The sequence below is a fragment of the Streptomyces sp. NPDC127114 genome (assembly GCF_042677525.1).
Lineage (GTDB): Bacteria > Actinomycetota > Actinomycetes > Streptomycetales > Streptomycetaceae > Streptomyces.
In genome coordinates, this window is record NZ_JBHXTJ010000028.1 from 51,403 (window position 1) to 74,029 (window position 22,627).

Sequence of the window (22,627 nt, forward strand, 5' to 3'; positions counted from 1 at the left end):
ATGCGGTGGCCGCCGCGCATGCGCGGGTCAGCCCGAAGGCCCCGGGCGCCGGACGGGGCGCGCGGGGCCTTCGGACGGGAAGGACCGTGGTCCGACGGCTACTTGGCGGGGGCGCCGAAGGCCGGGATGACCGATCCCTTGTAGGTGTCCTCGATGTACTTCTTCACCTCGGGCGAGTTGAGGAGCTTCACGAGCTTCTGCACGCGGGCGTCCTTCTCGTTGCCCTCCTTCACCGCGAGGAAGTTGGCGTAGGGGTTGCCCTCCGCCTTCTCCAGGACGAGGGCGTCCTTGGCGGGCTCCAGCTTGGCCTCGATGGCGTAGTTGCCGTTGATGACGGCGGCGTCGACGTCGTTCAGGGCGCGGGGCACCGTGGCGGCCTCCAGCTCCTTGAACTCCAGGCCCTTCTTGTCGGTGATGTCGGAGAGCTTGGCGTCGGTGCCGACGCCCGCCTTGAGGGTGATGAGGCCGTTGTCGGCGAGCAGGTGGAGGGCGCGGCCCTCGTTGGTTGTGTCGTTGGGGACGGCGATGGTCTGGCCGGCCTTGATGTCCTTCACCGACTTCAGGCTCTTGGAGTAGAGGCCGAGCGGCTCGAGGTGGACGTTGACCACCGGGACGATGTGGGTGTTGTTCTTCTTGTTGAAGTCGTCGAGGTACGGCTTGTGCTGGAAGAAGTTGGCGTCGACCTGGCCGGTCTCGGTGGCGGTGTTCGGCAGGACGTAGTCCGTGAACTCCTTCACCTCCAGCTTCAGGCCCTCCTTCGCGGCGAGCTTGTCCTTGACGTAGTTGAGGATGTCGGCGTGCGGCGTCGGGGACGCGGCGACGACGAGCGGCTTGTCGGCGGAGCCGGCCTGGTCCTTGGCGGAGGACGGGTCGGACGAGGTGCCGCAGGCGGTGAGGCCGAGGGCGAGTGCGGCGGTGGCGGCGATGCCCGCGGTGAGCTTGATGTTGTTGCGCACGAAGAGTGCCTCTTTCCGGTGGAGCGGTGTGTTCGCCTGGACAACAAGTCCGGGCTCTTCTTCGGGTTGCGAAGTCTGAGGTGCCGTCAGGCGGGGCCGTCGGGCGGGGCCGTCACGCGGTGCGGCCGCGGCGGGCGAGCAGGCGGACGATGCCGTCGCCGATGAGCTGGACGACGGTCACGATCACGACCAGGACGACGACGGTGACGAGCATGAAGGTGGTGTCGAAGCGCTGGTAGCCATAGGTGACGGCCTTGGAGCCGAGGCCTTCGCCGCCGACCGCGCCCGCCATGGCGGAGTAGCCGATGAGCACGATGACGGTGGTGGTGACGGCGGAGACCAGGGAGGGCAGGGCCTGCGGGAGCAGCACCTTGCGGACGATGGTGGGAATGCCGCCGCCCATGGCCTGGACGGCTTCGACGAGGCCGTGGTCGACCTCGCGGATCGCGGTCTCGACGAGCCGGGCGAAGAACGGGATGGCGCCGATGGCGAGCGGCACGATCATCGCGGTCGGGCCGATGAAGGTGCCGACGACGAAGGTGGTGAAGGGGATGAGGGCGATCAGCAGGATGATGAAGGGCAGCGAGCGGCCCACGTTCACGATCGCGCCGACGACCTTGTTCACCGGCCGGTTCTGCAGCAGTCCGCCCTTGTCGGTGAGGACGAGGAGGATGCCGAGCGGGAGTCCGCCGAGCACGGTGACGACGGTGGCCCACAGGACCATGTAGAGGGTGTCGACGGTGCCCTGCTCGAGCAGGGGCTGCATCTCGGACCAGGTCACTTGGCACCTTCCTTCACCAGCGCGGGCGCCTGGGCGGGCACGGGCCGGTCCTGCTGTTCGACGACCTCGACCTGGAGGCCCTGCTCGCGCAGGAAGCCGACCGGGACGACGTTCTCCTCGTAGCTGCCGGGGAGTTCGATGCGCATGCGGCCGATCTGCCGGTCGCCGACGGTGTCCATGGCGGCGCCGAGGATCGAGATGTCGATGTTGTACGTACGGGAGAGCTGGGAGATCACCGGCTGGGTGGCGGTCTCGCCGTGGAAGGTGACGTCCACGACCGTGCGGCCGGGCGCGGTGGCGGCGCCGCTGACCGGGAAGAGCTCGGCGGCGAGCTGGGAGCCGGGCGTGGCGAGCAGTTCGCCGACGGTGCCGGACTCGACGACGCGGCCGTGCTGCATGAGGGCGGCGGAGTCGCAGATGGTCTTGACGACGTCCATCTCGTGGGTGATGAGGAGGACGGTGAGGCCGAGCTGCTGGTTGAGGTCGCGCAGCAGCTGGAGGATGGAGCGGGTGGTCTCCGGGTCGAGGGCGCTGGTGGCCTCGTCGGAGAGCAGGACCTTGGGCTTGCCGGCGAGGGCGCGGGCGATGCCGACGCGCTGCTTCTGGCCGCCGGACAGCTGCCCGGGGTAGGCCTTGGCCTTGTCGGCGAGGCCGACGAGGTCGAGGAGTTCGAGGGCGCGGCGGGAGCGTTCGGCGGCGGAGACGCCGAGGATCTCCAGGGGGAGCTCGATGTTGTCCTTGACGGTGCGCGAGGACAGCAGGTTGAAGTGCTGGAAGACCATGCCGATGCTGCTGCGGGCGCGGCGCAGGTCCCGGCCGGCGCGCCGGCCCTTCCCGGCGAGGGCGGTGAGGTCGACGCCGTCGACGGTCACGGTGCCGGAGGTGGGGCGCTCCAGGAGGTTGACGCAGCGGATGAGCGAGGACTTGCCGGCGCCGCTCTGGCCGATCACGCCGAAGACCTCGCCTTCGCGAACGTGGAGGTCGACGCCGTCCAGAGCGGTGACCTGGCGGCCTCGCGACTCGTAGACCTTGGTCAGGCCCGAAGTGGTGATCACAGGGTTTCCGTCACTGTCGAGTGCGCGGCGCATGGGTCCGCCGTGCACGGCATTCGTCTGTCGGACAGTCAGGCGCAGGGCGGCTGGTCGCGGCGGTGGGCCGGGAGGCAGCGCGTGCGCGGGGCGTGCTCGGTCCGGCGCGGGGAAGGCGCGGAACGGCTCGGCCGTCGGGGTCTCGCTTCGGGGCGCGAGGCTCTGGCGGGGGCCCTCAGTTGGCGCACATTCGACACGTACAACGAGCACCGGGCGTCTGGTTCGCCTCGGTCGCAAGGGTGCGGCTGCTCGTCGTGGTCATGGCTGCAAGTAAAGCATGCAAACGTGCGAACGAAAGGCGGCTGTCCGAATAGCGGACATCACTGAGACGCCATGCGGACAGTCCGGGGCGGCCCGCGCGGCCCGGAACCCGGGAGGCAGCGGCCCCGGACGGGGTGGAGCGCGGCGCGTCCCGGTCGTCGGCTGTGGCCAAGGCCACGGTGCGCGGGGCGGGGGCCGCGCGCATCGGGCCATTCGGCCCGTAATACCCTCGGGCGCATGCTTGACGCCCTGACGGTCGCAGTCTCGGTGGCCGCGCTCGCCCTCGCCGCCTGGTGCGGATTCGCCGCCTACCGGAACCAGTCCACCAAGGACTGGCACTTCATCGGCATGGCCGTGGTGACCTTCCTGGCCCTCGTGCAGCTGGTGGTCGGCATCGTGCAGCTGGTCCGCGGCGAGAAGGCGGAGGAGGGCACCACGATCTTCGTCGCCTATCTGCTGGGCGCGCTGTGCGCGGTGCCCGCGGCCGGGCTGCTGTCGCTGACCGAGCGCAGCAAGTGGGGCTCGGCGACGGTGGCGGCGGGCGCCGTGGTGCTCGCGGTGCTGGAAGTGCGTCTCTTCGACATCTGGACGGTGGGCTGACCATGACCGCGACCGATCGCGAGGCCGGAAGCGGGACCGGGAGCGGGACGGGGACCGAACCCGGGAGCCCCCGGTCCGGCCGTCTGGTGAAGGGCCCGGGCCTGCTCGTGGTCTGGCTCTACGGCGTGATGTCGGTGGGCGCGGTCTCGCGCTCGGCGTTCCAGATCGCGACCGAGTTCGACCGGGCGCCGCTGGCCTACAGCCTCTCGGCGGTGGCCGCCGTCGTCTACGCCTTCATCACGTACACGCTGGTACGGGGCGGCGAGACGGCCCGCAGGGCGGCGCTGGTGTGCTGCGCCGCCGAGCTCGCGGGCGTCCTGGTCGTCGGGACGTGGACGCTGCTCGAACCCTCGGCGTTCCCGGACACGACGGTCTGGTCCCAGTACGGGTACGGCTATGTCTTCATCCCGGTGCTGCTGCCGCTGACCGGCATCTGGTGGCTGCGGCGCTCCCGCACGGCCTGATCCGGCCGGATCCGGCCCTGAGCCGCCGGACCCTGAGCCGCGTGCCCCGACCCCGGCCCCGGTACGCCGGACCGGCCTAAAGCGCGGCCAGGACGAGGGCGAGGGCGCCGCAGGCGTCGAAGACGCCGCACCATTCCGACCACTGCCGGGGGGCGACCCGGGCCTTCCGGAAGTGCACGGCGTCCCACACGGCGTGGCCGAGCCAGCCGGCGGCCAGGACCAGCAGCGCGAGGGTGCCGTCCACGGTCACGGCCAGGAGGGCGACGGCGGCGAAGCCGGCGAGACCGGCGAGCTGCACGGCAAGGACGCGCGGGGGCCGCAGTTCGCCGCGGAGTGCGCCGAAGAGCAGGTAGAACAGCGGCATCGCGGCGAGGACCGCGGCCAGGAACCCGGGCGCGGGCATTCCGTCGAGGAAGGTGAGGGCCGCGAGCGCCAGGGCGATCAGCGTGGGCCAGCGGTGCGCGAGCGTGGGCATCGGGTGCCTCCCGGGAGCGTGCCTGTGGGCGGTGCGGCGGCGACTGGACGAGCGCGGCCGTGCGGGTGGGTGCGGTGGGACCACTGTCCGCGGCGGGCGGTCCGCCGGACAGCGATGTGCGGCCCGGTGTCCGTTCCCTTGGGGTAGCCGTCCTTCCGGCATAGGGTCGGGCGCATGGCGGAGCGGCTCATGGTGGTGGTCGGGTACGAGGCGGCCGAGCTGTTGGACATCGCGTGCGTGACCACGACCCTGGCCATGGCCAACGGGATCGGCGCGCCCGCGGTCCCGTACCGGGTGCTCCTGGCGGGTCCGGGCGGCGGGCCGATGGTCTGCGGCTCGGGCCTCGTCCTCGGCAGCGAGCGGTCGCTCGAACGGCTGACCGGCCCTCTGGACACCCTGATCGTCTCGGGCGGTACCGGCTTCGAGCGGGCGGCGGCGGACACCCGGCTCGTCGGGCACGTGAGGCGGCTGGCGCGGGAGAGCCGGAGGGTGGCGTCGGTGTGCACGGGCGCGGGAGTGCTGGCCGCCGCGGGGCTGCTCGACGGCCGGCGGGCGACCACCCACTGGCGGTTCGCACGGCAGCTCGCCGAGCGGCATCCGGAGGTCGTGGTGGACCCGGCCCCCATCTACGTCCGCGACGGGCACGTCTACACGGCGGCGGGGGTGACCAGCGCGCTGGACCTCACGCTCGCCTTCGTCGAGGAGGACCACGGTCCGGAACTGGCCCGCCAGGTCGCCCGGGACCTCGTGGTCTATCTGCAACGGCCGGGGAACCAGGCACAGATGAGCCTGTTCACCGCGACTCCGCCGGCCCGTGACGACATGCTCCGGGGGCTGGTCGAGCACATCGCGGCCCGTCCGGACGGCGACCTGAGCACCCCGGCGCTCGCCGCCCGGGCGGGCGTGACGCCCCGCCATCTGAGCCGTCTCTTCACGGAGCAGCTGGGCCTCTCACCGGGCCGCTATGTGCGGCAGGCCCGTACGGAGGCCGCCGCGCAGCTGCTCGCCTCGACGACGCTGCCGATGGCCGGGGTCGCGGCGCGTTGCGGCTTCGGCAGCGCGGAGGCGCTGCGGCAGGCGTTCACCGAGCGGTTCGGGATCGCCCCGTCCCGCTACCGGGCGGCGATGCGGCCCGCCTGAGAGGGCGGGCCGACGGGACGGGACAGTCCGAAGGGACGGGACTGGACGGTCGGACCGGACGAAGACAGCCGGCCGGGAGGGGGCGGGGCGGCCGGAGCGGAGCCCTAGGCGGCCTTCTCCAGGGTGACCAGGGTGAGCTTCGGGCCCACCTCGTGGGTGGCGACCTGCGCGTAGCCCTTGCTGCGGTAGAGCCGCAGGTTGCCCTCGCTGCGGTGGCCGGTGAAGAGCTGGAAGCGCTTGGCGGCCGGGGCCGGCTCGGCCGCGTAGTGGCCCTCGATGGCGTCGAGGAGACGGCCGCCGATGCCGTGGCGCTGCATGCGCGGGTGGACGATGAGCTTGGCGATGCGTACGGTGCCGTCCTCGTCGAGCCGGCCGCGGACGGAGGCGACGATCTCGTCGCCGAGGCGGGCGACGAAGGCGCGGCCCTCGGTGAGTTCGGCGCGCAGGGCGTCCAGCGACTGGGTCAGCGGCTCGATCGACCAGTCCTGGTAGATCTCGGCCTCGCGCTGGTAGCAGAGGTACTGCAGCTTCAGGATGCTCTCCGCGTCCTGCGTCGCGTCCGCCGCTGAGATGGTCACGCTCATGCCCATGTGCGCATGCCTCCCGCTCATCTGGTCCGCCGTGGGTCTACGGCACCCTTCCCCGCGCGCCCGCGCCGGGAACCTCCGCAGCCAGCATTCTGCGCAGGCATCCCAGGCAACGGGAACGCATCGGCCCCAGACTCCCCTGTGAGATACCCAACGCCCCTGCGATTTCCCGGTAGGTGGGGTCGCCGGGATGGAGCATCGCGGTGAGCAGCCGCGGGCAGTGGCCGGGCGTGCGGCGGACGGCGGCGCGCAGGGCGCGGCGGCGCTCGGCGACGAGGGCGTGGCTCTCGGGCGACCGTCCGGCCTCGTGGGCCGGTTCGTCGTGGTAGGGCCGTTCGCGGAGGCGCGCCCGGCGGGCGCGGCGGGCCTCGGTCCGTACGGCGCGGCGCAGCCAGTCGGCGGGGCGCTCGGGGGCGCCCTCCTCCTGGAGGCGCTCCAGGAGCCGCAGCCAGACGGCCTGTTCGAGGTCTCCGGCCTCGACGCCGGCGGCCGGCGCCTCCGCCCGGGACTCGGCGGCGAGCAGCGGCGTGAGGGTGGCGAGGAGGGTTTCGCGGGAGGTCATGCCCGGCACGATGCGAGGCGGTCCGGGCCCGGTTGCGGGCCCGGCCGTAAACCACCCGGTCGGGGGTACGGGCCGGGCCGCGCGACGACGGGAGGTGTCCGGCGGACCGATCGGGACGGGCCCGGGCGGGGATCAGCGGTCGCGGAAGTCCGCTGCCGCGAGCAGCGCCGTGTCGGCGTTGTCGGAGAAGATCCCGTCGATCCCGGTCGCGAAGAACCGCCGGAGGGCGCCGAAGGCGTCGCCGTACGCCTGCGGGTCGGTGCCCCGCCGGTACTCGGCCGGCAGGAAGGTGTTCTCGTTGCGCTGGGTGTACGGGTGGAGGATCAGGCCCTCCGCGTGCGCGTCGCGCACCAGGGTGGTCTCGGCGCCGAGCCGTCCGCTCGCGTCGCGGGGCAGGATCAGGTCGAGGGTGGGGCCGATGCCCTGCGCGTACGAGGCGATCCAGCGCAGGCCCTCGGGCTTCACGAGGTCGGCGACGGTGCGCGGGTCGCCGGCCTGGACGAAGTCCCAGGGGCGGCTGCCCGCGGCGGAGAGCAGCACGACGCGCGGGGTGTCCGCGAGGCGGGCCAGGCGCTGGATGCTGCTGGGCTCGAAGGACTGGAGGAAGACCGGGGAATGCGCGCGGTGGCGGCCGTGACGGCGCAGGAGCCGGGCGAGCCGCTCCTCGAGGCCGAGGCCGAGGGACCGGAAGTAGGTGGGGTGCTTGGTCTCGACGTGCAGCCATACCTCGCGGCCGCGGCGGCGGCCCTCCTCCTCGGCCCAGCGCAGCACCTCCTCGAAGGTGGGGACCGCCCAGCGGCCGTCGTAGAGCGTGTTCTCCTGGCGGGTGGCCGGAATGCGCTCCTTGGCCCGGAGGGTCTTGAGCTCGGCGAGCGTGAAGTCCTCGGTGAACCAGCCGGTGAGGGTGGTGCCGTCGATCGTCTTGGTCGTGCGGCGGGCGGCGAACTCCGGGTGGTCGGCCACGTCGGTGGTGCCGGTGATGTCGTTCTCGTGGCGGCAGACCAGGTGGCCGTCCCTGGTGGGGACGAGGTCCTGCTCGACGACGTGGGCGCCCATGTCGAGGGCGAGCTGGTAGGAGCCGAGGGTGTGCTCGGGGCGGTAGCCGCTGGCGCCGCGGTGGGCGATGACGGTGGGGACGGGCAGGGAGCGGTAGCCGTGTCCCCGGCCCGCGGTCCCGGCCCCCGGGTCGGTGTCGGCGGCGACGGCGGACTGCACGGCCTGCGCGGTGCCTCCGGCGAGGACGGTCGAGCCGCCGAGGACGGCTGCTCCGGCGGCTCCGAGGACGGCTCGTCGGGCCGGGGTCCGGCGCTCGGGCTGTGTCATGAACACTCCTTCGATGGTGATGTCCCGTGTGATGTCCCGCACCTGTCAACTACGGGCCCGACGCTAGGCAAAGACCCCCTACGAACGGCAGACCTGCGGGGAACATGGCGGAAACACACGTCAACACCGCGTATCCACTCCGTGAACCCGATGTGCGACGCGCCGTGACCCGCGAGTATCGTCGCGATCTGCACTTGTCGGCTCCGCACGAGCCGCCCGCCCGACACCGGAGGAACCGTTGTCCCGTCTCGCGATCATGAAGGCCACCCTCGGTCCGGTCCTGCGCCTCATGTTCCGCCCACGCGTCGAGGGCGCCGAGAACGTCCCGGGCACCGGGCCGGTGATCCTCGCGGGCAACCACCTGACCTTCATCGACTCGATGATCATGCCGATCTGCCTGGACCGCCAGGTGTTCTTCATCGGCAAGGACGAGTACGTGACGGGCAAGGGCGTCAAGGGCCGGCTGATGGCCTGGTTCTTCACCAGCGTCGGCATGATCCCGGTGGACCGCGACGGCGGCCGCGGCGGTGTGGCCGCGCTGATGACCGGACGCCGGGTCCTGGAGGAGGGCAAGATCTTCTCGATCTACCCGGAGGGCACCCGCTCCCCCGACGGCCGCCTCTACCGGGGCCGCACCGGCATCGCCCGGCTCACCCTGATGACGGGCGCACCGGTGGTGCCGTTCGCGATGATCGGCACCGACAAGGTCCAGCCGGGCGGTGCGGGCTTCCCGCGCCCGGGCCGGGTGACGGTCCGCTTCGGCGAGCCGATGGAGTTCTCCCGCTACGACGGCATGGACCGCGACCGGTACGTGCTGCGGGCGGTGACGGACTCGGTCATGGCCGAGGTCATGCGGCTGTCGGGGCAGGAGTACGTCGACATGTACGCCACCAAGGCGAAGGAAGCCGCGTAACGCCCGAGCCGGCCGCGTCACGCACGCGAACGCGAAAGGGCGCCCCCGTGGATCGGGGGCGCCCTTCGCGCGTACTGGTGGGCGTCAGTGCTCGACGCCGTCGGCCAGCTTCTGGCCGCGCAGCAGGAACCAGGCCGCGACCGCGGTCGCGAGGAGGACCGCCGCGCCGGCGCCGGCCGCCATGCGCAGCCCGTCGACGAAGGCGTCCTGGGCGGCCGAGACCAGCGCGCCGGCCTGGGCCGGGGCGAGGCCCGCGGAGGCCTCGACGGCGCCGCCGAGCGAGTCGTGGGCCGCGGCGGCGGTGTCCGCCGGGACGCCGGCCGGGGTGGTGAAGCTCCGGTAGACGCCGGTGACGATGGAGCCGAGCACCGCGATACCGAGGGCCGCGCCCAGCTCGTACGCCGTCTCGGAGACCGCGGAGGCGGCACCGGCCTGCTCCTTGGGGACGCTGGAGAGGATCACGTCGGCGGTGACGGTGAACGCGAAGCCCGCGCCGACGCCGACGACGAGCAGGCTCGCGCCGAGCAGCGGGTAGCCGGTCGTCTGTCCGAGCGTGGTCAGCACCGCGAGGGCGAGACCGATGGCGGCGAGACCGCCGGCGACGACGGACCGCACGGAGAACCGGCGGGCGACGTTGCCCGCGACCAGACCGGCCGTCACCGCGCCGATAGCGGCGGGCAGTTCGGCGAGCCCGGCCTCCAGCGGCTGGCGGCCCTGGACCAGCTGGAAGAACTGGGACAGGAAGAACACCAGCCCGGAGAGGCCGAGGATGGTCAGCAGGTCGGCGAGGACGGCACCGGAGAAGCCGCGGTTGCGGAACAGGCGCATGTCCAGGAGCGGGGCCGGCAGCCGGAGCTGGCGGCGGACGAACCAGGTCAGGCCGCCGATGCCGACCAGCGCGGCGGCGGCCACGTCGAGGGTGACGCCGTGCGCGGCCAGCTCCTTGACCGCGTAGACGACGCCGATCATGCCGACGAGCGAGAGGCCGACGCTGGGCAGGTCCCAGGGGCCCGGGTTCGGGTTCTTCGACTCGGGGATGAGCCGGGCGCCGACGAGGACCAGGACGGCCATGACGGGCAGGTTGATGAGGAAGACCGACCCCCACCAGAAGTGCTCCAGCAGGAATCCGCCGACGACCGGGCCCACGGCGGCACCGGCCGAGGCCATGGCGCCCCAGATGCCGATGGCGAGGCTGCGCTCGCGCGGGTCGTGGAAGAGGTTGCGGATCAGGGCGAGGGTGGACGGCATGAGGGTGGCGCCGGCGACACCGAGCAGGGCGCGGGCCACGATCATCATCTCGGGGCTGGTGGCGTAGGCGTTGAGCACGGAGACGGCACCGAAGGCGACGGCTCCGGTGAGCAGCAGCTTCTTGCGGCCGATGCGGTCGCCGAGGCTGCCCATGGAGACCAGCAGGCCGGCGATGACGAAGGAGTAGACGTCGCCGATCCACAGCAGCTGGGTGCCGGACGGCTTGAGGTCCTCGGAGAGGAAGGGTGTCGCCAGACCGAGTACCGTGGCGTCGACCGCCACGAGCAGCACGGCCAGGACGAGCACGGCGAGGGCGAGCCACCGGCCGGGACGGCGCACGCCCTCGGTATGGCTTTCGAGCTGCTTCGCCCTCGTGACGCTGTCGGTGATCACTTCTCCACGCTCCTACGCGCTCCGCCGAGCAGCAGCTCGGCGATCATGTACTGGAAGTCCTTGGCGGCGACCCGCCCGTCGGCGACGGCCCAGGCGCACGAGCCGACGAGCCCGTAGAAGGCCTCGCTGAGCCAGGCGGGGGTCAGGTCGATCCGGAAGACGCCCTCTTCCTGGCCGCGCCGGAAGAGTCCGGCGATCCGGGCGTCGAGGCGGGCCCAGCCCGCGTTCTGCTGGTCGCCCTCGAAGAGCTGGTTCTCGGTGACGAGGAAGGCCAGCAGCGGTGCGACGGGCTCCGAGGCGCCGATCAGCCGGCGTACGGCCTCGTCGGCCGGCCCCTCGTCGATCCGGGCCGCGTCGAGCGCGGCCTCGGTCTCCTCGATGCACATCTGCTCGAGCGCCCGCACCAGCGCGTCCCGCCCGGCGAAGTGCCGGTGCAGCGTGGCCCGGCCGATCCCGGCGGCCCGCGCGACCTCGTCCATGGTGGCGGTCGCCTTGCGGGAGAGCAGGGCTGCGGCGGCGTGGAGCACCTGGGTGCGGTCGACTGACATGAGACAACCATACACCGACTGAGACATGAATGTCTCATGTGAAATTTCGATGCCTCACCTCGAGACGGGGAGGAATGCTGTGGACATGACGAAGCCGCTGCTGCTGATCGACGTGGACGGGCCGCTGAACCCGTACGCCGCCCAGGCCGAACGCCGGCCCGAGGGGTACACGACCCACCGGATGCGGCCGGGCGGCTGGTTCGAGACCAGGCCGCTGCGCGTGTGGCTCAACCCGGACCACGGCCGGGAGCTGCTCGCGCTGGCGGACGCGTACGAGCTGGTGTGGGCGACGACATGGAAGGGCGACGCGAACGACTGGATCGGGCCGCGCCTCGGGCTGCCCGAGCTGCCGTTCGTCGACTGGCCGAAAATGCACGGGGCCGCCCCGCGCGGGACGTTCTGGAAGACCCAGTACATCCTGGAGTACGCGCAGGGGCGGCCGTTCGCGTGGGTGGACGACGACATCACGTCGTACGACCACGAGTACGTGGAGCAGAACCACCTCGCCGCCGCCCTGCCGCTGTACGTCGACCCCCGGCTCGGACTGCTCCGGCCGGACTTCGACGCACTCGCGGACTGGGCGGCGGCGCTCTAGGGAGGGTGCGGTTCAGTTCTTGGCGGTGACCCAGGCGTGCTGGATCACCAGGTCCGCCTTGACCTCGACCAGCTGGGCGGCGACCGCCGAGGGTGCCGTGCCGCCCCGGCCGTTGCGGGAGGCGAGGGCGCCGGGAACGTTGAGCACCGTGCGGACCTCGGGGGTGAGGTGCTCGGAGATCTTGGCGAACTGCTCGTCCGTCAGCTCGTCCAGCTCCTTGCCCTCCGCCTCGGCGACCTTGACGCACTCGCCGGCCACCTCGTGCGCCACCCGGAACGGCACGCCCTGCTTGACCAGCCACTCGGCGATGTCCGTCGCGAGGGAGAAGCCCGCCGGTGCCAGCTCCTCCATGCGCTCCCGGTTGACGGTGAGCGTCGCCATCATGCCGGTGAAGGCGGGCAGCAGGACCTCCAGCTGGTCGCAGGAGTCGAAGACCGGCTCCTTGTCCTCCTGGAGGTCCCGGTTGTAGGCGAGCGGGAGCGCCTTCAGCGTCGCCATCAGACCGGACAGGTTGCCGATGAGCCTGCCGGACTTGCCCCGGGCCAGCTCGGCGATGTCCGGGTTCTTCTTCTGCGGCATGATCGACGAGCCGGTGGAGAAGGCGTCGTGCAGGGTCACGAAGGAGAACTCCTTCGTGTTCCAGATGATGATCTCCTCCGCGATCCGGGAAAGGTTCACCCCGATCATCGCCGTGATGAAGGCGAACTCGGCGACGAAGTCCCGCGAGGCGGTGCCGTCGATGGAGTTGCCCGCCGAACCCCGCTCGAAGCCGAGGTCCTTGGCGACCGCCTCCGGGTCGAGCCCCAGCGAGGAACCGGCCAGCGCGCCGGAGCCGTACGGCGAGACGGCGGTCCGGGTGTCCCACTGCCGCAGCCGCTCGGCGTCCCGGCCGAGCGCCTGGACGTGGGCGAGGACGTGGTGGGCGAAGAGCACCGGCTGGGCGTGCTGGAGGTGGGTCCGGCCCGGCATGGCGACGTCCGGGTGCGCCTCGGCGAGGCCGACGAGGGCGTCCTGGAGGTCCGCGATCAGCCCGCCGATGATCCGGGCGTGGTCGCGCAGATACATCCGGAACAGCGTGGCGACCTGGTCGTTGCGGGACCGGCCGGCCCGCAGCTTGCCACCGAGCTCGGCGCCGAGGCGCTCCAGGAGACCGCGCTCCAGGGCGGTGTGGACGTCCTCGTCGGCGATGGTGCCCACGAAGGAGCCGTCGGCGACGTCCGCCTCCAGCTGGTCGAGACCGGCCAGCATGCGGGTGAGCTCGTCCTCCGTGAGGAGCCCGGCCTTGTGGAGCACGCGCGCGTGGGCACGGGAACCGGCGATGTCGTACGGCGCGAGCCGCCAGTCGAAGTGGACGGACGCGGACAGCTTCGCCAGGGCCTCGGCGGGGCCGTCGGCGAACCGGCCGCCCCAGAGCCGGACGTCACCGTTGTTGCTGCTCACTGCTGTGCTCCTCAGGACAGTGTCTGGATGTGCGGCCGCCTCCCTGCCGCGTACAGCAGGGAGGCGGCCTGTTCAACGTGCGGGGGTCAGCCCAGGTCGCGCTTGGCGGCGATCTTCGCCGAGAGGGCGAAGATGTCGATGAAGCCCTGCGCCTTCGACTGGTCGAACGTGTCGCCGGTGTCGTAGGTGGCGAGGTTGAAGTCGTAGAGCGACTCCGCGGACTTCCGGCCGGTGACGACGGCGCGGCCGCCGTGCAGGGTCATCCGGATGTCGCCGGTGACGTGCTGGTTGGCCTCGTCGATGAAGCCGTCCAGGGCGCGCTTCAGCGGCGAGAACCACAGGCCGTCGTAGACGAGCTCGCCCCAGCGCTGCTCGACCTGCCGCTTGTAGCGGGCCAGCTCGCGCTCGACGGTGACGTTCTCCAGCTCCTGGTGGGCGGTGATCAGGGCGATCGCGCCGGGAGCCTCGTACACCTCGCGGGACTTGATGCCGACGAGGCGGTCCTCGACCATGTCGATCCGGCCGATGCCCTGGGCGCCGGCGCGCTCGTTGAGCTGCTGGATGGCCTGGAGGACGGTGACGGGCTTGCCGTCGATGGCGACCGGGACGCCCTCCTTGAAGGAGATGACGACCTCGTCGGGCTCGCGGGCGACCGCCGGGTTCTGGGTGTACTCGTAGATGTCCTCGATCGGGGCGTTCCAGATGTCCTCGAGGAAGCCGGTCTCGATGGCGCGGCCGAAAACGTTCTGGTCGATGGAGTACGGGGACTTCTTGGTGGTCGCGATCGGCAGGTTCGCCTTCTCGGCGAAGGCGATGGCCTTGTCGCGGGTCATCGCGTAGTCACGGACCGGGGCGATGCACTTCAGGTCCGGGCCGAGGGCCTGGATGCCGGCCTCGAAGCGCACCTGGTCGTTGCCCTTGCCGGTGCAGCCGTGGGCGACGATCGAGGCGTCGTGCTTCTTCGCGGCGGCGACCAGGTGCTTGACGATGGCCGGCCGGGAGAGGGCGGAGACCAGCGGGTAGCGGTCCATGTAGAGAGCGTTGGCCTTGATCGCCGGGAGGCAGTACTCGTCGGCGAACTCGTCCTTGGCGTCCGCGACCTCGGCCTCGACCGCACCGCAGGCGAGCGCGCGCTTGCGGATGACGTCCAGGTCCTCGCCGCCCTGGCCGACGTCCACGGCGACGGCGATGACCTCGGCACCCGTCTCCTCGGCGATCCAGCCGATGGCGACGGAGGTGTCCAGACCGCCCGAGTAGGCGAGTACGACGCGCTCGGTCACGGGTTTCTCCTAACCTTCCAACCACTGATGGGTATAACTATGCAGTCCTCCGTATGTTTTGTCAACGAGGTGCGGGGAGAGGTGGAAAACCGCAGGCGGGAGGAGGTGCGCGGGCTCTACGCTCCGCGCATGAGGAGCGAGGACACACCGCTGGACGCGGCGATACGAGGGCTGGCGAGCGGCGCGCGGAAGCTCGCCCGGGTCGTGGACGTGACGCGCCCGGAGGCGTGGACCGCGCTGGACGAGGGCATCCGCATCGCGATCGGCTACGGCGAGATCGAGCGCCCGGCGCACCCCTGGACGAGCACGGGCCGGCTCCCCGCCGCCCTGCGGGCGGTGCTGCGCGCCCCGGCGCCCACGGAGGCGGGGCTCGCACTGGCGCTGTGCGACCCCAGCGGGCTGATCCGGGAGGCCGCCCTCCCCCATGCCGCCGGGCGGCCCGCCGTGCTGCCGCTCGTCGCGATCCGCACCACCGACTGGGCCGCTCCCGTGCGCGAGAAGGCCGAGACCGTCCTCGCCGAAGCCCTGCGCGGGGCCGACGCCGGCACGCTGGCGCTCACCGCCCCGGTGATCCTCCGGATCCGGCGCCGGCTGCGCGGCGGCACGGCGGCCGCGCTCCTCGACGAGGCACTGCGCGCCGCGCCGGCCGGCACCGTCTCCGCCCTGCTCCTGAACCCGGACCGGACCACCCGGCGGTTCGCCTTCGGCATCGCCGTCGAGCGCGGGCTGCTCACCCCCGCCGAGCTGGCCCGCACCGCCGCGTACGACGGCGACGTGGCCGTCCAGGACATCGCCGCCACCGCGGCCCTCGCCGCGGGCCTCCCCGACGACACCCTGCCCCTGCTGCTCGCCGCCCGCTCCGGCCGGGTGCGCTCGGCCGGGGTCACCGCCCTGCGGAAGGCCGGCCGGGCCGCCGAGGCCGAGCCGTTCCTGCACGACCGGTCGGGGATGGTGCGGGCCTGCGCCCTGTGGGTGCTCCGCCAGGACGGCCGCGACCCCGTGGCGCGCTACCGGGCCGCCTGCGCGGATCCGGCGACCGTGCCCGACCGGGCGCCGCTCGGACTCGCCGAGTGCGGCGACCCGAAGCGGGACGCGGAGGCGCTGTGGGAACTGTCCGGGCACGAGCGGGCGTTGGTCCGTTCCTCCGCCGTCGCCGGCCTGCGCATGTTCGAGGTCGCCGACTTCACGCGGCTGCTGCCGCTGCTCGACGACCCCGCGTCGGGCGTCGTACGGGAGGCCGCCCGCGCCCTGCTGCCCTGGGCGGACCGCCTGCCGGAGGAGGAGTTCCTGCGCCGCACCGGCCCGGGCCGGCCGCCGCACGTGCGCGTCCGGGCGCTGCTCCTGCTGCGCGAGCACGGCTCGGCGGTGTACGAGAAGACGGCCCGGCGGCTGCTCGACGACCCCGATCCGGTCCTTCGCGTACGCGTCCGCAGCGCCCTCGGCATCGAGGAACCGGCGCCGCGTCCGCAGGGCGGCCCCGGCAGGTTCTGGCGCACCTGAGCGACCCGGGCGACGAAGGCCGGGGCGCCGTCACGAGAATGGCGCCATGGGAAAAACCTATGAACGCATCGACGGACGTCTCCGTGCCTTCATCGAGGACCAGCCGGTCTTCTTCACCGCGACCGCGCCGCTCGCGGGTGACGGCACCATCAACCTCTCCCCCAAGGGGCTGTCCGGCTCCTTCGCCGTCATCGACGAACACACCGTCGCCTACCTGGACTTCGCCGGGTCCAACGCCGAGACCGTGGCACACCTCCGGGAGAACGGGCGGATCACGCTCATGTGGTGTGCCTTCCAGGGGCCGCCGAACATCGTGCGGATCCACGGACGCGGCGAGCCGGTGTTCCGCGACGACCCGCGCTGGGCAGAGCTCATGGGCCACTTCGGCCGGATCGACCCGGAGCCGCACGGACTGCGGGCGATCGTCGTCGTGCACGCCGAACTCGTGCGGGACACCTGCGGCTACGCCGTGCCGTTCATGACCTACGACGAGGACCGCGACCTGCACGCGAAGCGCTTCGCGCGGGAGGACGACGCCTCGCTCGACGCGTACTTCACCAAGAAGGAGCACATCGCGTCCAGCATCGACGGGCTGCCCGGTCTGCCGCTGCCGCTGCCGCCGCTCCCCCACCCGGCCGAGTAGCCTCGCGGCGGCCCCGCCCGGCGCCTAGCGTCGCGCCATGCGCATCCTTCTCGCACTCGGGGTCCTGGCCGCGACGCTGGCCGCCGCGCCCGGGCCCGTACCGCTCCCGGAGCGGATGGCGCACACCGGCGGCGGCTCGCAGCTGATCACCGCCGAGGCCGCGGATCCGGCCGCCACGACGGGCACCCTCACCTGGTGGGACCGGCGCGGCCGGAGGTGGGTGAAGGCCGGGTCGGCGCCCGCGCGGTTCGGGGCGAAGGGGCTCGCCGAGGGCACGACCCGGCGGCAGGGCACGAACACCACGCCGACCGGCCTGTACGGCCTGCCGTACGCCTTCGGGATCGCACCGGCGCCCGCCGGGACCGCCTACCGCTACGCGCGGGTGACCGACCGGTCCTGGTGGTGCCAGGACAACAGGTCACGCGCGTACAACCGCTGGGTGGAGGGGCTGCCCCGGGACTGCCGGGCCGCCGAGGCCGAGCACCTCGTCGCGTACCGCGCGCAGTACGCCCACGCGCTGGTGATCGGCTTCAACTACGACCGTCCGGTGCGCGGACGCGGCGCCGGGATCTTCCTGCACGTCGACGGCCGCGGGGCGACGGCCGGCTGCGTGTCCGTGCCGGCGGGCGCGATGCGCCGGATCCTCGCCTGGGCGGATCCGGGCCGCCGGCCGCACATCGCCGTCGGCACGCGGGGCGGGCCGACGGCGATCACGCGGTACTGAGGCAGGGCCCTGAAAGGCCCGGCCTGGACTCCGCCCAGGGCCTGGCCGGCCTGATCCGGCGGACAGGCCCTAGCGTTCCTTCTGCGCGAGGCGGAGCAGGTGGTCGGCGAGCGCCTGGCCGCCGACCGGGTCGCGGGAGATGAGCAGCAGGGTGTCGTCACCCGCGATCGTGCCGAGGATCGCGTGGAGTTCGGCCTGGTCGATGGCCGACGCGAGGAACTGCGCGGCGCCCGGCGGCGTGCGGAGCACCACCAGGTTGGCGGAGGCCTCGGCGGAGATCAGCAGTTCGCCGGAGAGGCGCCGCATGCGCTCCTCCTTGGCGGACTCGCCGAGCGGTGCCTGCGGGGTGCGGAAGCCGCCCTCGCTGGGCACGGCGTAGATGAGCTCTCCGCCGGTGTTGCGGATCTTCACCGCGCCGAGCTCGTCGAGGTCGCGGCTGAGCGTCGCCTGGGTGACGCTCAGCCCGTCGTCGGCGAGGAGCTTGGCGAGCTGGCTCTGCGAGCGCACCGGCTGCCGGTTGAGGATGTCGACGATCCTGCGGTGGCGTGCGGTGCGGGTCTGCGGAACGGACGGCCCGCCGTGCTCGTTCTCCTGCGCGTCGGTCATCGTCGTCTCATTCTCCGGTTCGTCCTTGCCCGTTCGCCTCGTCCAGGACCCCGGGCAGCGCCTGGAGGAAGGCGTCCGCCTCGGCGTCGGTGAGGACCAGCGGAGGCATGATCCGTACGACGTCGGGGGCGGGCGCGTTGACCAGGAGGCCGGCGTCCTGGGCCGCCTGCTGCACCTGGGGTGCGAGGGGCCCGGTGAGCACGATACCCAGCAGGAGGCCCGCACCACGGACGTGGGAGACCAGCGGATGACCCAGAGCCTCGATTCCCTGGCGCAGCCGCTCCCCGACCGCCTTCACGTGGTCGAGGGCCGCGTCGGCGCCGAGGGTGTCCAGGACGGCGAGTCCGGCGGCGCAGGCGACCGGGTTGCCGCCGAAGGTGGTGCCGTGGTGGCCGGGCGCGAAGAGCTCCGCGGCCTTGCCGAAGGCGACGGTCGCACCGAGCGGCAGTCCGCCGCCGAGGCCCTTGGCAAGGGTCACGACGTCGGGCTCGACGCCTTCGTGGGCCTGGTGCTCGAACCAGTGGCCGCAGCGGCCGATGCCGGTCTGCACCTCGTCGAGGACGAGCAGGGTGCCGGTGGCGCGGGTGATCTCCCGGGCGGCCTCGAGGTAGCCGGGCGGCGGGACGACGACGCCGTTCTCGCCCTGGATCGGCTCGATGATCACGAAGGCGGTGTCCTCGGTGACCGCGGCCCGCAGCGCTTCCACGTCGCCGTACGGGACGTGGGTGACGTCGCCGGGCAGGGGCAGGAACGGCGTCTGCTTGGCGGGCTGGCCGGTGAGCGCGAGCGAGCCCATGGTCCGGCCGTGGAAGCCGCCGTCGGTGGCGATCATGTGCGAGCGGCCGGTGAGCCGGCCGATCTTGAACGCGGCCTCGTTGGCCTCGGCGCCCGAGTTGCAGAAGAAGACCTTGCCGGGCCGGCCGAAGAGACTCAGGAGCCGTTCGGCGAGCGCGACGGGCGGCTCGGCGACGAACAGGTTCGAGACGTGACCGAGGGACGCGATCTGCCGCGACACGGCCTCGACGACGGCCGGGTGGGCGTGGCCGAGCGCGTTGACGGCGATGCCGCCGACGAAGTCGAGGTACTCCTTGCCGTCGGCGTCCCAGACCTTGGCGCCCTCGCCGCGGACCAGCGGCAGCCGGGGCGTGCCGTAGTTGTCCATGAGCGAGCCCTGCCACCGCCGGGTCAGCTCGGTGTTGCCGGTCATCAGTCCCCCTGTCCGTCCGGCACGACCATCGTGCCGATGCCCTCGTCGGTGAAGATCTCCAGCAGGATGGAGTGCTGGACCCGGCCGTCGATGACGCGGGCCGTGGTGACGCCGTTGCGCACGGCGTGCAGACAGCCCTCCATCTTCGGCACCATGCCGCTGGAGAGCTCGGGCAGCAGCTTCTCCAGCTGGCTCGCGGTGAGCCGGCTGATGACCTCGTCGCTGTGGGGCCAGTCCTCGTAGAGGCCCTCGACGTCGGTCAGGACCATCAGCGTCTCGGCGCCCAGCGCAGCAGCGAGTGCCGCAGCCGCCGTATCAGCATTGACGTTGTAGACATGGTCGTCGTCCTGGGAGCGGGCGATGGAGGAGACGACGGGGATGCGTCCGTCGTCGAGGAGCGCCTGGATGGCGCCGGTGTCGATGGCGGTGATCTCGCCCACGCGGCCGATGTCGACCTGCTCGCCCTCGATGAGCGGCCGGTGCTTCGCGGCGGTGATGGTGTGGGCGTCCTCACCGGTGATGCCGACGGCGAGCGGGCCGTGCCGGTTGAGCAGGCCGACGAGCTCGCGCTGGACCTGGCCGGCGAGCACCATCCGAACGACGTCCATGGCCTCGGGCGTGGTGACCCGCAGGCCGGCCTTGAACTCGCTGACCAGGCCGGCCTGGTCGAGGGCGGCGCTGATCTGGGGGCCGCCGCCGTGCACCACGACCGGCCTGAGGCCGGCGTGGTGCAGGAAGACGACGTCCTGGGCGAACGCGGCCTTGAGGTCCTCGTCGATCATGGCGTTGCCGCCGAACTTGATGACGACGGTCTTGCCGCGGTGCCGGGTGAGCCAGGGCAGCGCCTCGATGAGCGTCTGGGCCTTGGGGAGCGCGGTGTGCTTCCGCGTGGCGTTGGTCATGACGAGTAGGCGCTGTTCTCGTGGACGTAGTCGGCGGTGAGGTCGTTGGCCCAGATGACGGCGGACTCGGTGCCGGCGGCGAGGTCGGCGGTGATGACGACCTCCCGGTAACGCATGTCGACGAGCTCGCGGTCCTCGCCGACGGAGCCGTTCCGGCACACCCAGACGCCGTTGATGGCGACGTTGAGCCGGTCCGGCTCGAAGGCGGCGGAGGTGGTGCCGATGGCGGAGAGCACCCGGCCCCAGTTGGGGTCCTCGCCGTGGATGGCGCACTTGAGGAGGTTGTTGCGGGCGATGGACCGGCCGACCTCGACGGCGTCGTCCTCGGTGGCCGCGTTGATCACCTCGATGCGGATGTCCTTGCTGGCACCCTCGGCGTCGCCGATGAGCTGGCGGGCCAGGTCGGCGCACACCTCCTGGACGGCCTGGGCGAACTCGTCCTGGGCGGGGGTGACGCCGGACGCGCCGGAGGCGAGCAGCAGGACGGTGTCGTTGGTGGACATGCAGCCGTCGGAGTCGACCCGGTCGAAGGTGAGCCGGGTGGCCTGCCGCAGCGCGGCGTCGAGGCCCTTGGCGTCGACGTCGGCGTCGGTGGTGAGGACGACGAGCATGGTGGCGAGGCCGGGGGCGAGCATGCCCGCGCCCTTGGCCATGCCGCCGACGGTCCAGCCGTCCTTGGCCGCCACGGCGGTCTTGTGGACGGTGTCGGTGGTCTTGATGGCGATGGCGGCCTTCTCGCCGCCGTGGACGGAGAGCTCGGCCGCGGCCTTCTCCACGCCGGGCAGGAGCTTGTCCATGGGGAGCAGCACGCCGATCAGTCCGGTGGAGGCGACGGCGACCTCGCCCGCGCCGGTCTCCGTGCCGCTCGCGGTGAGGACGTCGGCGACCTTCTCGGCGGTGGCGTGGGTGTCCTGGAAGCCCTTCGGACCGGTGCAGGCGTTGGCGCCGCCGGAGTTGAGGACGACGGCGGTCAGCTCGCCGTCGGCGAGGACCTGCTGGGACCAGAGGACGGGCGCGGCCTTGACACGGTTGGAGGTGAAGACTCCCGCGGCGGCGCGGCGCGGCCCGGTGTTGACCACGAGGGCCAGGTCCGGGTTGCCGTTCTCCTTGATCCCGGCCGCGATGCCCGCGGCCGTGAATCCCTTCGCTGCGGTGACACTCATGGAGCGACTCCCATCGTGGAAAGTCCGGTCGTCTCGGGAAGTCCGAGGGCGATGTTCATGCTCTGCACCGCGCCGCCGGCGGTGCCCTTGGTGAGGTTGTCGATGGCGCTGATCACGATGATCCGGTTCGCCGCCGGGTCGTGGGCGACCTGGATCTGCACCGCGTTGGAGCCGTAGACGGAGGCCGTCGCGGGCCACTGCCCCTCGGGGAGCAGGTGGACGAACGGCTCGTCCGCGAAGGCCTTCTCGTACGCGGTGCGCAGGGTCTCGCCGGTCAGGCCGGGCCTGGCGGTGGCCGAGCAGGTGGCGAGGATGCCGCGGGGCATCGGCGCGAGGGTGGGCGTGAAGGAGACGGTGACCCGCTCGCCCGCCGCCTCGCTGAGGTTCTGGATCATCTCGGGCGTGTGGCGGTGGCCGCCGCCGACGCCGTACGGGGACATGCTGCCCATGACCTCGCTGCCGAGCAGGTGCGGCTTGGCGGCCTTGCCGGCGCCGGAGGTGCCGGAGGCGGCGACGATCACGGCCTCCGCCTCGGCGAGCCCGTTCGCGTACGCGGGGAAGAGCGCGAGGGACACGGCGGTGGGGTAGCAACCGGGCACCGCGATGCGCTTGGCCCCCTCCAGCGCGGCGCGGGCGCCCGGCAGTTCGGGGAGGCCGTACGGCCAGGTGCCGGCGTGCGGGGAGCCGTAGAAGGCCTCCCAGGCGGCCGGGTCCTTCAGCCGGAAGTCGGCGCCCATGTCGACGACGAGGGTGTCCGGGCCGAGCTGTTCGGCGACGGCGGCGGACTGGCCGTGCGGCAGGGCGAGGAAGACGACGTCGTGGCCGGCGAGGGCCTCGGCGGTGGTCTCCTCCAGGATCCGGTCGGCGAGCGGCAGCAGGTGCGGCTGCAGTCCGCCGAGCCGCTGGCCGGCGTTGGAGTGGCCGGTCAGGGCGCCGATCTCGACGTGGGGATGGGCCAGGAGGAGGCGCAGGAGCTCTCCGCCCGCGTATCCGCTCGCGCCCGCGACTGCTGCTCGTACCGTCATCGAAACCCTCCTCATGGATGGCATGACTATACGCAAGAGCGCAGTTTTATGCAAAGCCCTTCGCGTGCCCCCGCCGGCGCCGTGTCACATCCGCGCGCACCACGACGTCACTCAGGTGCACCGACCGCACCGACCGCGGCGGCCACACCGACCGCGGCGGCCACCCTCAGGCACCGACCCGCCCCCGGCACACCAGGAGTGAG

The 22,627-nt window shown here is 72.4% G+C and carries 24 protein-coding genes; 8 read left to right on the top strand and 16 right to left on the bottom strand.

The genetic code is table 11. From position 1 onward, the window contains the following. Nucleotides 1-98 precede the first annotated feature (98 nt). The 3 genes from ACFVGS_RS25580 to ACFVGS_RS25590 form a co-directional block, all read right to left on the bottom strand. On the bottom strand, nucleotides 99-956 hold the full coding sequence (locus ACFVGS_RS25580) for a MetQ/NlpA family ABC transporter substrate-binding protein (protein WP_385693779.1): 858 nt from the start codon (nucleotides 954-956) through the stop codon (nucleotides 99-101). Between the two features lie 112 nt (nucleotides 957-1,068). Continuing rightward, complete coding sequence (locus ACFVGS_RS25585; protein WP_384416508.1) at nucleotides 1,069-1,737, bottom strand: methionine ABC transporter permease; 669 nt, start codon at nucleotides 1,735-1,737, stop codon at nucleotides 1,069-1,071. After that, nucleotides 1,734-2,792 (bottom strand): methionine ABC transporter ATP-binding protein, encoded by a 1,059-nt coding sequence (locus ACFVGS_RS25590; protein ID WP_384416504.1) that lies wholly within the window; start codon nucleotides 2,790-2,792, stop codon nucleotides 1,734-1,736. Before ACFVGS_RS25590 ends, ACFVGS_RS25585 begins: the two co-directional genes overlap by 4 nt. A gap of 531 nt (nucleotides 2,793-3,323) precedes the next feature. On the opposite strand from ACFVGS_RS25590, the gene ACFVGS_RS25595 reads away from it, so the two are divergent. Together ACFVGS_RS25595 and ACFVGS_RS25600 are read left to right on the top strand one after the other, a co-directional pair. After that, complete coding sequence (locus tag ACFVGS_RS25595) at nucleotides 3,324-3,686, top strand: hypothetical protein (RefSeq protein WP_384416502.1); 363 nt, start codon at nucleotides 3,324-3,326, stop codon at nucleotides 3,684-3,686. Between the two features lie 2 nt (nucleotides 3,687-3,688). After that, complete coding sequence (locus ACFVGS_RS25600; protein ID WP_384416499.1) at nucleotides 3,689-4,150, top strand: hypothetical protein; 462 nt, start codon at nucleotides 3,689-3,691, stop codon at nucleotides 4,148-4,150. 76 nt (nucleotides 4,151-4,226) lie between these two features. On the opposite strand, the gene ACFVGS_RS25605 is transcribed toward ACFVGS_RS25600, so the two are convergent. Beyond that, nucleotides 4,227-4,625 (bottom strand): hypothetical protein, encoded by a 399-nt coding sequence (locus ACFVGS_RS25605; protein ID WP_384416496.1) that lies wholly within the window; start codon nucleotides 4,623-4,625, stop codon nucleotides 4,227-4,229. A gap of 174 nt (nucleotides 4,626-4,799) precedes the next feature. Between ACFVGS_RS25605 and ACFVGS_RS25610 the strand changes: the two genes are divergently transcribed. Continuing rightward, complete coding sequence (locus tag ACFVGS_RS25610; RefSeq protein ID WP_385693780.1) at nucleotides 4,800-5,765, top strand: GlxA family transcriptional regulator; 966 nt, start codon at nucleotides 4,800-4,802, stop codon at nucleotides 5,763-5,765. A 104-nt stretch (nucleotides 5,766-5,869) separates the two neighbouring features. On the opposite strand, the gene ACFVGS_RS25615 is transcribed toward ACFVGS_RS25610, so the two are convergent. From ACFVGS_RS25615 to ACFVGS_RS25625, 3 genes are all read right to left on the bottom strand, one after another. After that, nucleotides 5,870-6,355, bottom strand: coding sequence for a GNAT family N-acetyltransferase (locus ACFVGS_RS25615; RefSeq protein ID WP_384416633.1), 486 nt, complete (start codon nucleotides 6,353-6,355; stop codon nucleotides 5,870-5,872). A gap of 37 nt (nucleotides 6,356-6,392) precedes the next feature. Further along, complete coding sequence (locus tag ACFVGS_RS25620; RefSeq protein WP_384416490.1) at nucleotides 6,393-6,914, bottom strand: sigma-70 family RNA polymerase sigma factor; 522 nt, start codon at nucleotides 6,912-6,914, stop codon at nucleotides 6,393-6,395. A gap of 132 nt (nucleotides 6,915-7,046) precedes the next feature. Beyond that, nucleotides 7,047-8,237, bottom strand: a complete 1,191-nt coding sequence (locus ACFVGS_RS25625) for a glycerophosphodiester phosphodiesterase (protein WP_385693781.1) — start codon at nucleotides 8,235-8,237, stop codon at nucleotides 7,047-7,049. Nucleotides 8,238-8,475: 238 nt separating this feature from the next. Here ACFVGS_RS25625 and ACFVGS_RS25630 point away from each other — a divergent pair, with 238 nt between their 5' ends. Beyond that, nucleotides 8,476-9,150 (top strand): lysophospholipid acyltransferase family protein, encoded by a 675-nt coding sequence (locus ACFVGS_RS25630; RefSeq protein WP_384416484.1) that lies wholly within the window; start codon nucleotides 8,476-8,478, stop codon nucleotides 9,148-9,150. Between the two features lie 84 nt (nucleotides 9,151-9,234). On the opposite strand, the gene ACFVGS_RS25635 is transcribed toward ACFVGS_RS25630, so the two are convergent. Continuing rightward, a complete protein-coding gene (locus tag ACFVGS_RS25635; RefSeq protein ID WP_385693782.1) occupies nucleotides 9,235-10,791 on the bottom strand; it encodes an MFS transporter in 1,557 nt (518 codons plus the stop codon). Beyond that, a complete protein-coding gene (locus tag ACFVGS_RS25640; RefSeq protein WP_384416478.1) occupies nucleotides 10,788-11,339 on the bottom strand; it encodes a TetR/AcrR family transcriptional regulator in 552 nt (183 codons plus the stop codon). Before ACFVGS_RS25640 ends, ACFVGS_RS25635 begins: the two co-directional genes overlap by 4 nt. 85 nt (nucleotides 11,340-11,424) lie before the next feature. Here ACFVGS_RS25640 and ACFVGS_RS25645 point away from each other — a divergent pair, with 85 nt between their 5' ends. Next, nucleotides 11,425-11,934, top strand: coding sequence for an HAD domain-containing protein (locus tag ACFVGS_RS25645; RefSeq protein ID WP_384416475.1), 510 nt, complete (start codon nucleotides 11,425-11,427; stop codon nucleotides 11,932-11,934). 12 nt (nucleotides 11,935-11,946) lie between these two features. On the opposite strand, the gene argH is transcribed toward ACFVGS_RS25645, so the two are convergent. Both argH and ACFVGS_RS25655 read right to left on the bottom strand, forming a co-directional pair. After that, the gene (gene argH, locus ACFVGS_RS25650; RefSeq protein WP_385693783.1) at nucleotides 11,947-13,374 is read right to left on the bottom strand and encodes an argininosuccinate lyase; all 1,428 of its coding nucleotides are present in this window, start codon (nucleotides 13,372-13,374) and stop codon (nucleotides 11,947-11,949) included. Between the two features lie 86 nt (nucleotides 13,375-13,460). After that, nucleotides 13,461-14,654: an argininosuccinate synthase gene (locus ACFVGS_RS25655; protein ID WP_385693784.1), complete on the bottom strand. Its 1,194-nt coding sequence runs from the start codon at nucleotides 14,652-14,654 to the stop codon at nucleotides 13,461-13,463. 129 nt (nucleotides 14,655-14,783) lie between these two features. Between ACFVGS_RS25655 and ACFVGS_RS25660 the strand changes: the two genes are divergently transcribed. Genes ACFVGS_RS25660 through ACFVGS_RS25670 form a run of 3 tightly spaced genes read left to right on the top strand, consistent with a single transcriptional unit; the run spans nucleotide 14,784 to nucleotide 17,521 of the window. Continuing rightward, complete coding sequence (locus ACFVGS_RS25660) at nucleotides 14,784-16,154, top strand: hypothetical protein (protein WP_385693785.1); 1,371 nt, start codon at nucleotides 14,784-14,786, stop codon at nucleotides 16,152-16,154. A 46-nt stretch (nucleotides 16,155-16,200) separates the two neighbouring features. Then, on the top strand, nucleotides 16,201-16,797 hold the full coding sequence (locus ACFVGS_RS25665; protein ID WP_384416464.1) for a pyridoxamine 5'-phosphate oxidase family protein: 597 nt from the start codon (nucleotides 16,201-16,203) through the stop codon (nucleotides 16,795-16,797). 37 nt (nucleotides 16,798-16,834) lie between these two features. Further along, nucleotides 16,835-17,521: a L,D-transpeptidase gene (locus ACFVGS_RS25670; protein ID WP_385693786.1), complete on the top strand. Its 687-nt coding sequence runs from the start codon at nucleotides 16,835-16,837 to the stop codon at nucleotides 17,519-17,521. Between the two features lie 69 nt (nucleotides 17,522-17,590). On the opposite strand, the gene ACFVGS_RS25675 is transcribed toward ACFVGS_RS25670, so the two are convergent. The 5 genes from ACFVGS_RS25675 to argC are packed head-to-tail and all read right to left on the bottom strand — an operon-like array spanning nucleotide 17,591 to nucleotide 22,424. After that, nucleotides 17,591-18,127 carry an arginine repressor gene (locus ACFVGS_RS25675; RefSeq protein ID WP_046911235.1) on the bottom strand — a complete coding sequence of 179 codons (537 nt, stop codon included), beginning with the start codon at nucleotides 18,125-18,127 and terminating at the stop codon, nucleotides 17,591-17,593. 7 nt (nucleotides 18,128-18,134) lie between these two features. Further along, complete coding sequence (locus ACFVGS_RS25680; RefSeq protein WP_385693787.1) at nucleotides 18,135-19,334, bottom strand: acetylornithine transaminase; 1,200 nt, start codon at nucleotides 19,332-19,334, stop codon at nucleotides 18,135-18,137. Further along, nucleotides 19,334-20,236, bottom strand: coding sequence for an acetylglutamate kinase (argB, locus tag ACFVGS_RS25685; protein WP_384416456.1), 903 nt, complete (start codon nucleotides 20,234-20,236; stop codon nucleotides 19,334-19,336). The genes ACFVGS_RS25680 and argB overlap by 1 nt, the downstream gene beginning before the upstream one ends. Then, nucleotides 20,233-21,399: a bifunctional glutamate N-acetyltransferase/amino-acid acetyltransferase ArgJ gene (argJ, locus tag ACFVGS_RS25690; RefSeq protein ID WP_384416453.1), complete on the bottom strand. Its 1,167-nt coding sequence runs from the start codon at nucleotides 21,397-21,399 to the stop codon at nucleotides 20,233-20,235. The genes argB and argJ overlap by 4 nt, the downstream gene beginning before the upstream one ends. Continuing rightward, nucleotides 21,396-22,424 (bottom strand): N-acetyl-gamma-glutamyl-phosphate reductase, encoded by a 1,029-nt coding sequence (argC, locus tag ACFVGS_RS25695; protein WP_384416451.1) that lies wholly within the window; start codon nucleotides 22,422-22,424, stop codon nucleotides 21,396-21,398. Before argC ends, argJ begins: the two co-directional genes overlap by 4 nt. Nucleotides 22,425-22,627: the final 203 nt, after the last annotated feature.

Excerpts from the sequence above, each read along its gene's own strand:
- ACFVGS_RS25610 (WP_385693780.1), top strand. The coding sequence starts at position 4,800 with ATGGCGGAGCGGCTCATGGTGGTGGTCGGGTACGAGGCGGCCGAGCTG.
- ACFVGS_RS25640 (WP_384416478.1), bottom strand. The coding sequence starts at position 11,339 with ATGTCAGTCGACCGCACCCAGGTGCTCCACGCCGCCGCAGCCCTGCTC.
- argB (WP_384416456.1), bottom strand. The coding sequence starts at position 20,236 with ATGACCAACGCCACGCGGAAGCACACCGCGCTCCCCAAGGCCCAGACG.
- ACFVGS_RS25600 (WP_384416499.1), top strand. The coding sequence starts at position 3,689 with ATGACCGCGACCGATCGCGAGGCCGGAAGCGGGACCGGGAGCGGGACG.
- ACFVGS_RS25605 (WP_384416496.1), bottom strand. The coding sequence starts at position 4,625 with ATGCCCACGCTCGCGCACCGCTGGCCCACGCTGATCGCCCTGGCGCTC.
- ACFVGS_RS25665 (WP_384416464.1), top strand. The coding sequence starts at position 16,201 with ATGGGAAAAACCTATGAACGCATCGACGGACGTCTCCGTGCCTTCATC.
- argJ (WP_384416453.1), bottom strand. The coding sequence starts at position 21,399 with ATGAGTGTCACCGCAGCGAAGGGATTCACGGCCGCGGGCATCGCGGCC.
- ACFVGS_RS25680 (WP_385693787.1), bottom strand. The coding sequence starts at position 19,334 with ATGACCGGCAACACCGAGCTGACCCGGCGGTGGCAGGGCTCGCTCATG.
- ACFVGS_RS25675 (WP_046911235.1), bottom strand. The coding sequence starts at position 18,127 with ATGACCGACGCGCAGGAGAACGAGCACGGCGGGCCGTCCGTTCCGCAG.
- ACFVGS_RS25670 (WP_385693786.1), top strand. The coding sequence starts at position 16,835 with ATGCGCATCCTTCTCGCACTCGGGGTCCTGGCCGCGACGCTGGCCGCC.
- ACFVGS_RS25625 (WP_385693781.1), bottom strand. The coding sequence starts at position 8,237 with ATGACACAGCCCGAGCGCCGGACCCCGGCCCGACGAGCCGTCCTCGGA.
- ACFVGS_RS25595 (WP_384416502.1), top strand. The coding sequence starts at position 3,324 with ATGCTTGACGCCCTGACGGTCGCAGTCTCGGTGGCCGCGCTCGCCCTC.
- argC (WP_384416451.1), bottom strand. The coding sequence starts at position 22,424 with ATGACGGTACGAGCAGCAGTCGCGGGCGCGAGCGGATACGCGGGCGGA.
- ACFVGS_RS25645 (WP_384416475.1), top strand. The coding sequence starts at position 11,425 with ATGACGAAGCCGCTGCTGCTGATCGACGTGGACGGGCCGCTGAACCCG.
- ACFVGS_RS25615 (WP_384416633.1), bottom strand. The coding sequence starts at position 6,355 with ATGGGCATGAGCGTGACCATCTCAGCGGCGGACGCGACGCAGGACGCG.
- ACFVGS_RS25620 (WP_384416490.1), bottom strand. The coding sequence starts at position 6,914 with ATGACCTCCCGCGAAACCCTCCTCGCCACCCTCACGCCGCTGCTCGCC.
- ACFVGS_RS25660 (WP_385693785.1), top strand. The coding sequence starts at position 14,784 with ATGAGGAGCGAGGACACACCGCTGGACGCGGCGATACGAGGGCTGGCG.